Below are 14,514 nucleotides of genomic sequence, written 5' to 3' on the forward strand. Positions count from 1 at the left end.
AATGACCAAGAAAGCATGTTGCTTGCAACATGCTCGCGCCGAGCGCGGTTGCATTTATGCAACATTTACCTATCGCGCGAGTACGCATCCATAGCGGAGCTTTTTTTATGATATAGGAATTTCGGAGAAATTTCCTATATCATAAAAAAGGGAGTTAAAAGAGCTATCTCTTTTAACCCCCTAAACTATTCTAATTACTTGTCATCATCAAGATCAAGGAATTCGAACTCGAAATCATCCTCGTCGCCGATGAAGTTCTTAGCTCTTCTCTTTGGAGAAGGCTTTGGTCTGTCGTAGTCATCTCTTCTGCTGTCTCTACGATCTCTGTCGTCCTCTTCAGGTCTTCTTGATGGGCGAACCTCCTCATCTCTGTCCCTTCTAAGTGGACGCTCAGGAGCTTCCTCTCTATCTCTTCTTGATGGACGCTCAGGTGCCTCTTCTCTTTCTCTTCTAGTTGAACGATTCTCATACTCGTCCTCAGATCTTCTAGGTCTTGCAGGTCTGACAGTTCTTTCTTCTCTGTCATCCTCTGGATTTCTTCTAGGGCGCTGCTTCTTAGACTCGTCGTCCTTCTCTACATCTCTGTCACGTCTTGCAGGAACACGCTCTCTCATGCCGCCATCACGTCTGTTGTCTGAGTAGCGATCGTATTCCTCCTCTTCATCCTCATAATAAAGAGAATCTCTAAGCTTAAGAGCAAGATATACAACTCCGCCAACTAAGATTGCCACAAGGATACCAAGGATAATGATGATAACTGGATATCTCTTATACTTCTCAGCTGTCTTAATTGCTGAATCTGCTTTGCCAGCAACTTCTACAAGGTCGTTAACCTTAACTCTTGTGGACTGAACGTTATCGTAAAGGTACCATACTCCGTTACCCTCTTCGTCTGTAAGATAAACAAGTGAATATGTTCCGTCGCCTACTTCACTGGCAACACCTGTACCTGAACTAGTTTCTGTCTCCTGATTCTCGCCTTCTGCATTCTCACCCTCAGCGTTCTCAGTACCTTCAGTGTTCTCTCCTTCAGCAACCTCAGTTACCTCTACTGGAGCATCTGAGATCTCAAGAAGATCGCTTCTAAGGAAGCCTGTCTTGTCGCCAAATGTGATCTGATACCAGGTCTTGGAATCTGTTCCTGTAGCCTCACCTGTAATAGTAACTGTTGTTCCCTTAGTTACCTTACCAACTACGTCGTAGCCTGTTCCAGCACCCTTTCTAACGTTAGCACTGTCAGCAAGAACTGTTGCGCTCTTCTGATCTACAGAAACAACGCTTGTCTCTGGAAGTGAAGCCGCAGAGGAATTACTTTCCGTGGTCTTGGTTGTTGTCTCAGAACTACTTGTAGAAGTGTCTGTGGTAGTTGTGGTGGAAGATGAAGAACCACCCTCCTTCTTAATAAGGTCACTTCTTACATATCCGTATTCACTCTTGTTGACTCTTATCTTGTACCATACATAGCCTGAAGCATCTGTAGCCTCGTCAACAATATCGATAACATCGCCATTCTTAAGACTTGATACCTGCTTAGCTGTTGTGCTGGCAGACTCTCTAACCTTAACATTGTCTGATGTAACAGTTCCTGTGGTAGGTGTATAAGCAAAAGCTTCAAGAGCAGCACTAAAGATGATACCTATCACAATTGCTAAAGATAGTACAATTGCTCCTATTCTCTTCCCTAACTTTTTATTCATTTTACCTCCTTCGCATCATCGATAGCCTTACCTATATCGTGACGCATATACTTATTCTCAAAGCTGACCCACTCTGTAGCCTCATAAGCTTTGGCACGGGCTTCACTTAAGGTGTCTCCCTTAGCTGTAATGCCCAAAACTCTTCCGCCATTTGTAACTACCCCCTGGTCGGTCAGTTTGGTTCCGGCATGGAAGCAGTAATAGCCATCCTTACCCTTGAAATTCTCAAGGCCGGATATAAGCTTACCCTTCTCGTATTTAACCGGATATCCTTCACTTGCAAGGACAACGCAGACAGCTGCCTTATCCTCGAATTCAAGATCAGTCTCTGCAAGCTTTCCATCAATGCAAGCTTCACACACATCAATTATATCAGTTTTGAGCCTTGGAAGCACAACCTGTGCCTCAGGGTCACCAAATCTTGCATTGTATTCAAGAACCTTAGGTCCCTCAGGTGTAAGCATAAGTCCAAAGAAGATAACTCCCTTAAACTCTCTGCCCTCTGCAGCCATAGCTTCTACAGTCTTACCATAGATGTGCTCTCTGCAGAACTTATCAACCTCTTCTGTATAGAATGGGCTAGGTGAAAAGTTGCCCATACCGCCTGTGTTAAGACCTGTGTCTCCATCTCCTGCTCTCTTGTGATCCTGAGCAGATGACATAAGCTTATAGGTCTTGCCATCTACAAATGAAAGAACTGAAACCTCTCTACCAGTCATGAATTCCTCAATGACCATGTGGTTACCAGCATCACCAAACTTCTTATCTCTCATGATCTCGTCTACACCAGCAAGAGCCTCATCCAATGTGTTGCAGATAAGAACACCCTTTCCAAGTGCCAGACCGTCAGCCTTAAGAACAATAGGGAATTTAGCATTCTTTAAGTACTCAACTGCCTTGTCGGCATCATCGAAGGTCTCATAGGCTGCTGTAGGAATTCCATACTTCTTCATAAGATCTTTTGAAAAAGCCTTGCTTCCCTCAAGTATTGCAGCATTCTTCCTAGGTCCGAATACTCTAAGGCCCTCAGCCTCAAATACGTCTACAATACCGCCAACCAGTGGATCATCCATACCTACGATGGTAAGGTCAATCTCTTTTTCCTTGGCAAAAGAAACAAGCTTGTCAAATTCCATTGGAGTAATAGGCACACACTCTGCAAGCTCAGCAATTCCGCCATTACCTGGTGCGCAATAAATCTTATCTACTCTCTTACTTCTAGAAACTGCTTCTGCAATAGCGTGCTCACGGCCGCCTCCACCAACAATCAAAACCTTCATTACAGTACTCTTTTCCTTTCTTAATTCCCCAGATTAAACTCGTAAAACGAACAAATTACAAACTTAAATCACAATATCCGTCGATTACAACCTTGTTATCCACAATCTTAACCCTGTTATTAGCAATAAGATCGATAGCCATAGGAAGAATCTTCCACTCAGCCTGCTCCATGATGCGCTTCTGAAGAACCTCTGCTGTATCATCAGGCTGTATCATAACGGGCTTTTGCAAAATAATAGGTCCTGTATCTGTTCCCTCGTCCACAAAGTGAACTGTGGCTCCTGATACTCTGACACCTCTCTCCAGAGCCTTCTCATGAACCTTAAGTCCATAGAAGCCTGTTCCACAAAATGATGGAATAAGAGATGGATGAATATTGATTATTCTGCCTGCAAATTCCTTAACCACGCTCTCTGGAATAACCACAAGGCATCCAGCCAGCACGATGAGATCTGGATTTGCATCCTTAAGTATCTGTAAAAGAGCTTCATTAAAATCTTTTCTGTCTGCGAATTCCTTAGGGCTCTTAACTGCATAAGGAATTCCTGCCTTCTTAGCTCTTTCTATAGCATAGGCATTGGGATTATTACTATATACAAGACAGATCTCAGTATTAGTGATCTTCCCGCTGTCTATTGCATCTATAATTGCCTGGAGGTTGGTACCGCCACCAGACACCATTACTGCGATTTGCATTTACTCCGTCCCTTCGTAAATGTATTCGCATGCACATTCCAGTTGCCTTTGGCAAGTGCATGCTCACTCCTGAATCATGTACTCACGCCCTCATCAGCGAGTGATTCGGGCTGCTGCATCAGATAAGCTCTACGCCCTTATCACCTGCAGCGCACTTACCAACTACCCATGCCTTGTCGCCAGAAGCCTTGATAGCTTCCATTGTCTTGTCAACGTCAGCTGGATCAACTGCCAGCACCATGCCAAGGCCCATGTTGTAAGTGTTGTACATCATGTGATCCTCAATCTGTCCCTTCTTCTGCATAAGAGTAAAGATTGGAGGAATATCATAGCTGTTCTTCTCAACAACAGCCTTAATTCCATCAGGAAGCATTCTAGGGATGTTCTCATAGAAGCCGCCACCTGTGATATGGCTGCAGCCCTTAACCTTAACCCCTGCATTCTTAATGGACTTCATCATCTTAACGTAAATTCTTGTTGGAGTAAGAAGTGCCTCTCCAAGAGTTGTGCCAAGCTCATCATAGTAAGTCTCAAGGCTCTCTTTAGTCATATCAAAGACCTTACGTACAAGAGAGAAACCGTTACTATGAACACCTGTTGAAGCAACACCGATGAGAACATCGCCGTCCTTAATAGTGCTGCCGTCGATCATGTCCTTACGATCAACAACACCAACAGCAAAACCAGCTACGTCGTACTCATCCTCAGGCATAAGACCTGGATGCTCAGCTGTCTCACCGCCAATAAGAGCAGCATCAGACTGCTTACAGCCCTCGGCAACACCCTTTACGATTGCTGCGATCTTCTCAGGAATATTCTTGCCACAGGCAATATAATCAAGGAAAAATAATGGCTCACCGCCAGCGCATGCAACGTCGTTAACGCACATCGCAACTGCATCGATTCCTATGGTATCGTGTTTATCAAGGAGAAATGCAAGCTTGATCTTGGTTCCAACACCATCAGTTCCTGATAAAAGAACCGGGTCATCCATCTCTTTGATCTTGCTAAGAGAAAAAGCTCCTGAAAATCCTCCAAGGCCACCAAGTACCTCTTCTCTCATTGTCTCCTTAACATAAGCCTTCATAAGTTCTACAGACTTATATCCTGCCTCAATGTCTACGCCAGCTTTCTTGTAATCCAGTGCCATAATAACTCCTCATTTCTTATAAATTATATATACAGAGCTGCACCAAACAGAAAGCTGATGCAACTTTTGTATCAAGTTATGTTACATCAATAGGCTTCGTAACCTACTTTCTGAAGTCTTGCGTCCTTAGCCACCACGCTGTCCTTAAGGGACGCTGTATACGCTTTAAGTTTAGATAGGATTTCTTTATCACTTGTTGCCAGAATCTTGGCTGCCAAAATACCTGCATTGGCTCCGCCATTTATTGCAACTGTAGCTACAGGGATTCCTGTAGGCATCTGAACAATACTATATAATGAATCACGACCACCAAGGGAAGTTGTGTGCATTGGAATGCCAATTACAGGCATAGGGAAAATAGCTGCACACATACCTGGCAAATGAGCTGCCATTCCTGCGCCTGCTATGATAACCTTAAAGCCCTTCTCCTCAGCTGTCTTAGCATATTCAAAAAATTCATCGGGTTCTCTGTGAGCAGATATGATTCTCATCTCATAAGAAATGCCAAGCTCCTTAAGAATATCAGCAGCCTTGGCCATTACTGGCATATCTGAATCGCTCCCCATTACAATTCCAACCTGTGCCATGATCTTCCTCCAACAAAAAAATCAAGTATAAATCCCTAGTATAATAACACACCACCAAATATTGTGCCACTTATTTCTTTTCTTATTATATGTGGTGTTAAATTATCGTTTTTACATCAAACCAATAATGAATATAAACACAACAAAAACAAACGCCACAGAATTAAGTATTATTCCAAGATTCGGGAATAGCTTAAAAATGTCGCGTTCAAATCTGGACATGATGCCAAGCACCAGTCCAACTGCAGAAAATAATGCCGCAACAAGAGCTGCTACGGCATATTTAGCTAGAGCCTGTCCACCATTCTTGTATGTGAAAAAAACTGCTGCCATCAGTGTGGCTACAGATAAAGCACCTAAAATTGCTGACATTATCCCCTTCTCAGGGTGTCTATTGTCAGTAAACATGTACTTTTCTCTAGACGGTTCAAACTTTTTTAACTTGGTTTTCAGGGCTTTTAAAATCTTCATATAATTATTCTTTTTCTACTTCCTAAAAGCTTGGCTCCACTAACGATAAGAAGCACTCCAGTGGCAATTCCTGCCACGATTGAGATTACTCCAAAGGCAATATTAAGTCCGCCTGTGCTACCTAATACCTTGTATGTATGCTCATCCATAGTCTAAACCTCCTGATCAATCTCTTTTTGCGCCGTACTCAGCGTAGTATTCGTCGATAGACTTCTTGATATCCTTGGTCAAAAGAACTTCTCCATCGATTGGTCTGTTGTAGAGATAGCTTACAACGTCGTCCATAGTGACGATGGCATTTGCTGAAAATCCGTATCTCTCCTTGATTTCATCAAGGGCGCTCATATCTGAATCCTGGCCCTTCTCCTGTCTGTTAAGAGAAACCATAAGACCTACGATATCGCAGTCAGCCTGCTCCTGAATAATAGGCACTGTCTCCTCAATGGACTTACCTGATGTTGTAACATCCTCGATGATGAGAACTCTGTCACCGTCGCGAAGCTTACTTCCTAAAAGGATACCCTTATCGCCGTGATCCTTGATCTCTTTTCTATTAGAGCAGTATCTGATCTCTCTGCCGTATAATTCGCTGATAGCACAGCTTGTAACTACTGAAAGTGGAATTCCCTTATAAGCTGGTCCAAACAGAACGTCAAACTCAAGACCAAAGGTATCGTGAATTGCTCTGGCATAATAGTTGCCAAGCTTTCTAAGCTGAGAACCTGTAACATAAGCTCCAGCGTTCATAAAGAATGGAGACTTCCTGCCGCTCTTAAGTGTAAAATCACCAAACTTAAGAACATTGCTGTCTACCATAAACTCGATAAATTCTTCCTTGTACCTTTCCATACCCCTCAAACTCCTTTATTTATCTATATTTCTAGTTAATAATAAATATTGCTGTAATATTCGACATCATTATACCATAAATATCTGCACAGAAAAGACCTTTATGCACATTAGTTGAGCATTAGTCAAAAATCCCGGAAGTGGCTTAGCTATTGGTCTTGTGGAATTTACAGTAAGTCATAAACCGATAGCAGTGCTTCGTGAGCTCTTTTTCTTGGATGCATTGGATCTGTAATGCCGCTTGAATCAAGCTTCCTCTGGGAGTCTGCGATCATGTCAGCCAGAAGGCTCTTGTAGATCGCGGTTCCTGAATCCTTATCCTCTAGCCCCATCTGTATTATCTCAGGCGCAAAGCCAAGACTTGATGTGGTGTAGTAATTGCCCCTAAAGGCGCTTAGAGTCTCATCTCCCGGCAGCAGCGTTGAATGTATCTTATTGGTTAAAAGAACTATGACCATGTTGTTATCTGGATCGATCATGGTAAGTGTTCCTGTAAAGCCCTGATGTCCATAGGTTCTGGAGCTTGTCACTGAGCCAAAGTACCGGTCTCTTCCGTGATCTGCCTCTCTCCACCAGCCAAGGCCATAGGTTGGAACTTCAAGACTCTTTGGCGCCACGAACTGATCAAGAACTTCCTGTGAAAAGAACTTATTCTCACCGAAACTTCCTGTAAGCATGACGGATGCAAGGATTGCAAGATCTGAAGCATTAGAAAACATGCCTGCGTGGCCTGAAACGCCGTCCATACAATAGTAGGCATTTGGGTCGTGAACCTCTCCCCAGACAGTGTCTGTGCGGATTCCGGTGTAGTGAAGATTGCCGTCGCGGCTGTTTCCCATAAGCTCTGTAGCTACGCAGTCTTCTTTACTAAAGCCATTTTCCAGTGGATTGTAGGTCACGTGGGTAAGTCCCATGGGATCCCAGAATATTTCTTTTAGATAGTCATCAAGCCTCTTTCCTGTTATCTTCTCGATGCAGTAGCAAAGCACCATATAATCCACATCGCTGTACAGAGTCTGGGTTCCAGGCTTGTACATAAGAGGAGTCCTGCATATCTGCTTAAGAGTCTCTTCTCTTGCGGCAGCGTCTGCGCCTGTTCCTACGTAGAGGATATTTTCATTATCAGAATCAAAGTCAAAGGTGGCGTTATCGTACCTGTCATTATAGTAGTTAGGGCCTGCCGGGAATCCTCCCTGGTGCATAAGTAGGTCTTTTACGGTGACAGAGGACTTCCAGGCCTTGTTGGTCTCAAGGGATACTGCATCATACCCTTCGTAGGCGATTTCTATGGTGTCATCCGCAAACTCTTTTCCCAGAATATCAACGATTCTGGCATCCAGAGAAATCTGACCATTGGTCATAAGGTACTGGATGGCGTAGTTTACGCTGTACATCTTGGTGTTGGAAGCAAGATCATAGAGAGAATCATTGGTTACAGGGGCTTCATCCACGAGATTGCCCTTTTCGTCGTAGGTTCTTATGTTGCCCCAGCTGTTTGCATAGACCAGCTTACCATCCTTAACAATTGCAAGCTGGGCGCTGGAGAAGCCATTCTCGATGTCCGCAGTGATTATCTTGTCTATTACGTCAATGGCATCTGCTGAGATGCCGCTATCTTCAAGGGTTCCACTGATTACAACGGGGTAAGGGATTGCGACTCTTACATTTCCACTTGTCACATCACTTACTTGGATAGAGTTGATGCCATTTACGGCGATTGCGGAAATATCTAGCTGGTAATTGTGGGAAGTTTCGATGTTATCAGTAGGAATCTGGTAACCGTTGATATATAGAGAAAAGGAATCGCAGTCGGAATCTGGGCATACATAGATTACACCCTGGTCCTCATATCCATAGAAACTGACTCTGTTATTTACAGCATAGGTGCTGCTTGGCTTGTCCTGCCAATCCGGGAAGGAAACATCAAGCTGGAAATCGCCTGATGGGAGATTGTTGTTTGAGATTTCTGTGATAACAACATCTGCGCCTGAAGCGGGTGTTACGCCGGCTGCGTTATTTGCGGCGGATGAATTGCCTGAATTAGTGGCATTGCTCTGGCCCGCTGCGCCATCCTGATCTGCAGCGCCATTCTGATCTGCAGCGCCATTGATATTACCTGCATTTGCGTCTTCGCTGACAGCTGATGGATCAGCGCTGCTACCATCCCCCTGAACTGCGCTGCACCCCAGCGTTGCAGCCACCAATATAACAAGTTCAATAATTGCTATCTTTCTTCTCATATTCCCCTCCATACCTTTCTATTATAGCTCATCAATGGTACGGAGAAGAAAATAACTTCGAATATAATGAGCCATGCAGGATGATTTCCGATTGGGCCGATGGGAGCTTGCTCACAAATCGGCACATATCGGAATCAGCCTATAAGGCGACAAGACGGATGAAATAGAATGCGTCAGCATTCTATGAATTCGCCTTGTCGCGCATGGCGAGTGGTAATATACATTTCCCAGAGTTTACGGCTTTTTTAGAGCTTTTCAAATTTTGGATGCCAAGAAAAAAATGTGCTACGTCTTTATCTTTATTTTTTCTTTTTAAGCAGTACTGAATCCCACAAATTAGCTTGTAGGCAACTTTTGTACGCCTAATCTTACTGCTTAAAACAAGTTTTCTGTTTTTTAGCAGTATGCTTGCAACTAGATTAGTTCATCAGCTTCAATTCCTTACTGCTTTTTCTGGGAAATCATAAATACAGACGTTTGGCCCGAAGATTCTCTGCATCTTTTTGGGAGAAAATGAATAAAGAGCCGTAAAATCCTCCCTTTACTTTCTTAGTATCACCACTCGCTCCCGTTTTCCCTTATCTGCCTTGTACACCACGTCACAGCCCTGGACAAGCTCATCTATCTCCTCCCAGTCATATGGATGGAACAGCATTCCACCGCTCTCTTGGCATCCGCAACAATCAGGTAGTCAAATACCGCATGGGCTATGACCCCGTCAAAAGAAGCATCCTCATATCCGGTATCCAATATACTTGCGACTTTAATCTCCGCAATTCTAACAAATCATTCTTCCCCATCCAGATTCATGAACACCTGATTGGCTTTCCTGATCTGCATAAAAAAGCTGACATAATAGACTATTGCACCTACAACATAAGGAATTGTAACAGATACGAACATATCTCTATAAGCAGATGGCGCATTCTCAGTAAAATGTCCTCCAATCCAGATAGCTGCAAACACCACTCCGATCAGTAGCAGGTACTGGCCCACAACCACAGGAACAAATGGAAAGCGCTGTAAATAGTAATGAAGCGAAAGAATAGCTGTTGCAAGAACAGAGATTCCAAGGCATGTGAAAATATTCTCAGTATAGTAGATGTCTGTAAAGCCAAGGCTCTTCTCAAAAAGAAGCTTGCCACAGACGATCAGCGTAAAGCTGACGCAGACGATAGATATGAAATTGCTTCTATTTATGAGCTTCATGGCTTCTTCCTCCCCTGGAGTTTATTAAGTGCCGCATAGAACTCCGCTCTGTAGCCTCTGTTCATAACCAGGCACTCGTCATTCTTAAGATAGATCAGGGTTCTCATATTAAGGTCACCCTGAAGCCTTTTGATTTTGTAGAGATTAACCACCGAAGACTTGCTGATTCTTACAAATCCAACCTTCTCATACTCATCGATGATTCCCTGCAGGGTCTCTTTTACCTCCACGCAGGAATCCTTAGTATATCCAAAGGTCTTTCTGTCCACGGTTTCAAAGTAGAACATGTCCGCCAGTGGTACTGTAAGTTTCTTGCCATCTGCGGTTCCCTCGATATATTTAAGAGCAGGCCGCAACCTTTCCATCACTGCGGCAGTCTCCTCATCTATCTCGTCGTAATGTAATTCTAAATAGTTTTCTTCTAAATCTTCTTCTCTGGTCTTAATGAACTTCATTGTGTCCCCTTACAGAATAAACATGATGCAGAGGAATAAGTATGTAAGCTTAATGTTTCTGTTTGTAAGAAGGTATGCGCCTCCGAATACAAATCCACCGATTGCTGTATAGATGCCCATTCCAAGGGATCCCTTTGTGAACCAGTGGCCAAGGCCCCAAGTGAGACCTACAAGAATTCCTCCAAAAGGAATCTTATCATTTTTAAACCACTTTTCAAATGCGTACTGACCAAAAACGATGATCAGGGTCACCATTACAACTTCTGCAAGATAGTAAAGATACTGCATTGGGAAAAGAACGCCGTTACTCTTAATCTCTCTTAAGACCTTGCTTCCGCCCCAATCAATCCATGTGGAGATAAGACACATTACTGTTCCAGCAATGAGAAGTACCCACTGAAGAAGAGACATCTCTTTTGCGCCCTGGATAAGGCTCTTTTCCTCAATGTTCTTAAAAAGGTCAACGCCTGATTTCTTAGCGCACTCTCTAACAACGTACCATGCTCCGAACAGCCAAACAGCAATTGTAAGTGTCCAGTGAATGATGGTCTGGGTCATTGTAAATCCTGAGAAGTCACATCCATATAAGTTAAATTCGATTACGTAACCAAGCAAAAGCTCGAATCCGATAAAAGCAAAAATCTCAAGTCCGTAGCTAAGGAAATCAAGTCCCTGGAAAAATCTGTTTCTGTTCTTTGCAATAGTCATTGTTTTCATTTTAATAAGCTCCTTTTGAAGTAGTCGTTGCATTTCATATGCATACCTTACGTCAAAAGGAGCTTACTCACAATATTTATGGTGTTAAGTTGCAATCAGGGATGTCTAAGTTGCAAAAATCCCTCTACAAGTTACAAATTTACTGATCCCAGGTCCTCATATTCTTCTTAAATTCAAAGCCCAGCATAGTGATATCATCAAACTGATCCGCATCGCCCTTAAAGGCATTGACGCTGGCTGAAACCCCTGCAAGAGTGTCCTGAATGGAATCGTTCTTAACCACATTTAGAACCTCGATCATCCTGTCTGTACCATACTGCTCAACGTTCTCATTAATGGCCTCAGGAACACCGTCAGTATATACAAAGAGCTTATCTCCAGGATTCAAGGTAATCTCATACTCCTTGGCCTTTAGATTCTCCATGGCTGCAAGAGCAAGGCTGTGCTTATCCTTTAAAAGCTCGTAGTCTCCGCCGGCACGCATGATGGCAGGATACTCATGGCCTGCGTTGGCGCACTTCATAACACCGGTACAAAGATCTATGATTCCAATCCACACAGTGACAAACATCTCAGCGTCATTACCTTCGCAGAGGGCATTATTAGCCTTGTATATGATCTCTGCAGGCTCCAGTCCTGATTCAGCAAGGCTTCTTATGGCGGTCTTACTTCTCATCATGAAAAGAGCTGCCGGAATACCCTTTCCGGATACATCAGCAATAACAAGGGCCATCCTACTCATATCAATGAAAAAGAAATCATAGAAGTCGCCACCAATTTCCTTGGCAGGCTTCATGGATGCATAGAGCTCAAACTCATCTCTTTCAGGGAACACAAAGGTCTTAGGAAGAGCGTTCTCCTGAATTGTCTTAGCAAAGATAAGCTCCTGTTCAATTCTCTTTTCCGCTGCATCAATATAGCTCTTAAGAACCAGCACCGTCTGGTTAATATCATCAGAAAGAGACGCAAACTCAGAGGAGCTCCTGACCTGAACCACCTCGTTAAGATCACCATTTGTGATTTTATTAAGAGACTTATTCACAAGCTGAATGTTTATAACAACAATCTGATTAACCAAAAAGGCGATCAGCACATAAATAACCGTGAACAAAAGAATGTCTGAAAGAGCCGTCTCATAGGCCATGGCGTTTCTGTACCAGTAAACCTCTTCATCCACCATGTAAACCACAAGGAACACATCCTTATCAGCTCTATCCACCCTGATAAGATAATTGTCATCATACATCCTGCCTTCAAAGGTCTTTCCCTCATAGCTCTTTGCCAGCTTGACCTTATCTTCCGGGATTCTGACGCCCTTATGCCTCCCCTGAATGATACGGCCATCCTCTGTAAAGAAATCAAACTCCACATTACTCTGATCAGGAATATTGGTATCTCCAAGGAGATAGCGCTGTTTAAGATGTTCTGCTGACTTTTCCAGGGATAAGCAACTATTCTGATAGGCTGACTGATTCTGAAGGGTAAAAGAAAAAATGAAACTAAAGACAACAACTATGGATGTTACAAGGAACAGCCACCGCTGGAATTTCTGAGATACTGAAATAGATTCCTCCGACCGCTTTACAAATGGATTCTTCCATTCACCGGTAAAGCACTGGAGCATTATAGAACAGCAGGCAAGACCAATTCCTGTAAAGATGATCATTGGAACAGAACAGGTCTTAACCACGGTAAAGGCCATACGCATGTCGCTTCTGTGGGTCACAAAAACGACATACATGTGAAACACCTCCATTACAGCACCCATAAAGAAAGCGTACACAGGAGATGGCTTCTTGCCTCTAAAAACTTTTTTATTCATAAGAAGGGCCACAAAGCCCGCAAGACACGTGGAAACAGAGCAGGCGACCCTTGTGTAGGTACCTACACCAAAATAAGTACCAGCGATATATCTTTCTACACCGCCGATAAGACCTGCGATCACACCAGCATAAGGTGAAAAGAAAAGGCCTGCAATAAGAGGTCCCAAATCCCTTACGTTAATGATCATATCCCCGAAGGATACGCCATAATGGGTGGCCAGGATAGCACTTATTCCGTATATGATACCTATTGCCAGCTTGTGAAGTCTGTTAAGCCCATACTTTCTAGTCCACAGCCAGACCATGGCAGTGAAAAAGAGATACAACATTACCAGCAGGATCATTTTTATTATCATGATAATCATCTAACCGCGCTCCGTTTTCTATAAAGCACACTCTGTTAATTATCTGGATGAAAGAGCATCCGCTATATCTTTTTTCATATCAAGAACTGCTGCTCTGGCAGCTTCTCCAACCTTACCGTCAGCAAACTTACTGTAAGCCTCGCTCTTCCAGGCTGCAATTATTCCTCTTGAAGAATTGACGATAGCGCCAAGACCATCCTTATTAAAGAAATGAACAAGATCTGCACCCTTGCCGCCCTGAGCTCCATAGCCAGGTACAAGAATGTAGGCATGTGGCATGATATCCCTAAGAACCTTACCCATTTCTGGATAAGTAGCCCCAACAACAGCTCCAACATTACTATAAGAACCATCCATGGACTCAAGGCCCCATTTTTCTACCATTTCGCCCATATGCTCATATATAGGTCTTCCATCCACAAGCTTATCCTGAAGCTCTCCACTTGATGGATTAGAAGTCTTAACAAGAACAAAGATTCCTCTGTCCTCTTTGTTACATACATTTATAAATGGCTTAACACCATCTGAACCAAGGTAAGGATTAACAGTTGCAAAATCCTCATCAAATCCTCTAAAGCTGTTACCACCGATTGTTACACTTCCAAGATGACCGATAGCATAGGCTTCTGAAGTGGATCCAATGTCACCTCTTTTAATATCTCCAATAACTACAAGACCCTTTTCCTTACAGTAATCCACAGTCTTCTTATAGGTGATAAGTCCTGGAATACCAAGAGTTTCATACATTGCAATCTGTGGCTTAACAGCAGGAACAAGGTCGTAAATGTTATCAATTATCTCTTTATTGAACTGCCAGAAGGCTTCTGCAGCGCCTTCGAGATTCTCTCCCTTTTCCTCAAAACATCTTTTCTTGACCACGTCCGGTACAAAATCCAACTTAGGATCAAGTCCCACAACAATAGGTGCACCAGTAGCTTCAATCTTGTCAATCAACTTCGAAATCATAAAATAGT

At 43.3% G+C, this 14,514-nt stretch carries 15 protein-coding genes; all 15 read right to left on the reverse strand.

Annotated elements, in window-relative coordinates:
* Positions 1-194 precede the first annotated feature (194 nt).
* Positions 195-1,697 carry an SH3 domain-containing protein gene (locus T541_RS0106840; protein ID WP_026651988.1) on the reverse strand — a complete coding sequence of 501 codons (1,503 nt, stop codon included), beginning with the start codon at positions 1,695-1,697 and terminating at the stop codon, positions 195-197.
* Entirely contained in the window at positions 1,694-2,977 is a 1,284-nt protein-coding gene (gene purD / locus T541_RS0106845; protein ID WP_026651989.1) for a phosphoribosylamine--glycine ligase, read from the reverse strand. Before purD ends, T541_RS0106840 begins: the two co-directional genes overlap by 4 nt.
* 55 nt (positions 2,978-3,032) lie before the next feature.
* Complete coding sequence (gene purN, locus T541_RS0106850; protein WP_026651990.1) at positions 3,033-3,674, reverse strand: phosphoribosylglycinamide formyltransferase; 642 nt, start codon at positions 3,672-3,674, stop codon at positions 3,033-3,035.
* Positions 3,675-3,792: 118 nt separating this feature from the next.
* Positions 3,793-4,818: a phosphoribosylformylglycinamidine cyclo-ligase gene (gene purM / locus T541_RS0106855; protein ID WP_026651991.1), complete on the reverse strand. Its 1,026-nt coding sequence runs from the start codon at positions 4,816-4,818 to the stop codon at positions 3,793-3,795.
* Between the two features lie 92 nt (positions 4,819-4,910).
* On the reverse strand, positions 4,911-5,411 hold the full coding sequence (gene purE, locus T541_RS0106860) for a 5-(carboxyamino)imidazole ribonucleotide mutase (RefSeq protein ID WP_026651992.1): 501 nt from the start codon (positions 5,409-5,411) through the stop codon (positions 4,911-4,913).
* Positions 5,412-5,522: 111 nt separating this feature from the next.
* Positions 5,523-5,882: a DUF6142 family protein gene (locus T541_RS0106865; protein WP_051538136.1), complete on the reverse strand. Its 360-nt coding sequence runs from the start codon at positions 5,880-5,882 to the stop codon at positions 5,523-5,525.
* Positions 5,879-6,031, reverse strand: coding sequence for a hypothetical protein (locus tag T541_RS21630; protein ID WP_026651994.1), 153 nt, complete (start codon positions 6,029-6,031; stop codon positions 5,879-5,881). Before T541_RS21630 ends, T541_RS0106865 begins: the two co-directional genes overlap by 4 nt.
* A 16-nt stretch (positions 6,032-6,047) precedes the next feature.
* On the reverse strand, positions 6,048-6,731 hold the full coding sequence (gene pyrE / locus T541_RS0106875; protein WP_026651995.1) for an orotate phosphoribosyltransferase: 684 nt from the start codon (positions 6,729-6,731) through the stop codon (positions 6,048-6,050).
* A gap of 167 nt (positions 6,732-6,898) precedes the next feature.
* Positions 6,899-8,971 carry a penicillin binding protein PBP4B gene (gene pbp4b / locus T541_RS19075; RefSeq protein ID WP_051538137.1) on the reverse strand — a complete coding sequence of 691 codons (2,073 nt, stop codon included), beginning with the start codon at positions 8,969-8,971 and terminating at the stop codon, positions 6,899-6,901.
* A 621-nt stretch (positions 8,972-9,592) separates the two neighbouring features.
* Positions 9,593-9,748, reverse strand: coding sequence for a methyltransferase domain-containing protein (locus T541_RS22175; protein ID WP_420314800.1), 156 nt, complete (start codon positions 9,746-9,748; stop codon positions 9,593-9,595).
* Between the two features lie 9 nt (positions 9,749-9,757).
* Positions 9,758-10,180, reverse strand: a complete 423-nt coding sequence (locus T541_RS0106890) for a DUF6608 family protein (protein ID WP_026651997.1) — start codon at positions 10,178-10,180, stop codon at positions 9,758-9,760.
* Positions 10,177-10,635 (reverse strand): LytTR family DNA-binding domain-containing protein, encoded by a 459-nt coding sequence (locus tag T541_RS0106895; RefSeq protein ID WP_026651998.1) that lies wholly within the window; start codon positions 10,633-10,635, stop codon positions 10,177-10,179. The genes T541_RS0106890 and T541_RS0106895 overlap by 4 nt, the downstream gene beginning before the upstream one ends.
* Before the next feature lie 9 nt (positions 10,636-10,644).
* Positions 10,645-11,352, reverse strand: coding sequence for a hypothetical protein (locus T541_RS21635; protein ID WP_197025149.1), 708 nt, complete (start codon positions 11,350-11,352; stop codon positions 10,645-10,647).
* Positions 11,353-11,491: 139 nt separating this feature from the next.
* A complete protein-coding gene (locus tag T541_RS20640) occupies positions 11,492-13,540 on the reverse strand; it encodes a SpoIIE family protein phosphatase (protein WP_051538138.1) in 2,049 nt (682 codons plus the stop codon).
* A 39-nt stretch (positions 13,541-13,579) separates the two neighbouring features.
* Positions 13,580-14,506: an orotidine-5'-phosphate decarboxylase gene (gene pyrF / locus T541_RS0106910; RefSeq protein WP_026652000.1), complete on the reverse strand. Its 927-nt coding sequence runs from the start codon at positions 14,504-14,506 to the stop codon at positions 13,580-13,582.
* Positions 14,507-14,514: the final 8 nt, after the last annotated feature.

It is taken from the genome of Butyrivibrio proteoclasticus P6B7 (genome assembly GCF_000622085.1).
In the GTDB taxonomy this organism is placed as follows: domain Bacteria; phylum Bacillota; class Clostridia; order Lachnospirales; family Lachnospiraceae; genus Butyrivibrio; species Butyrivibrio proteoclasticus_A.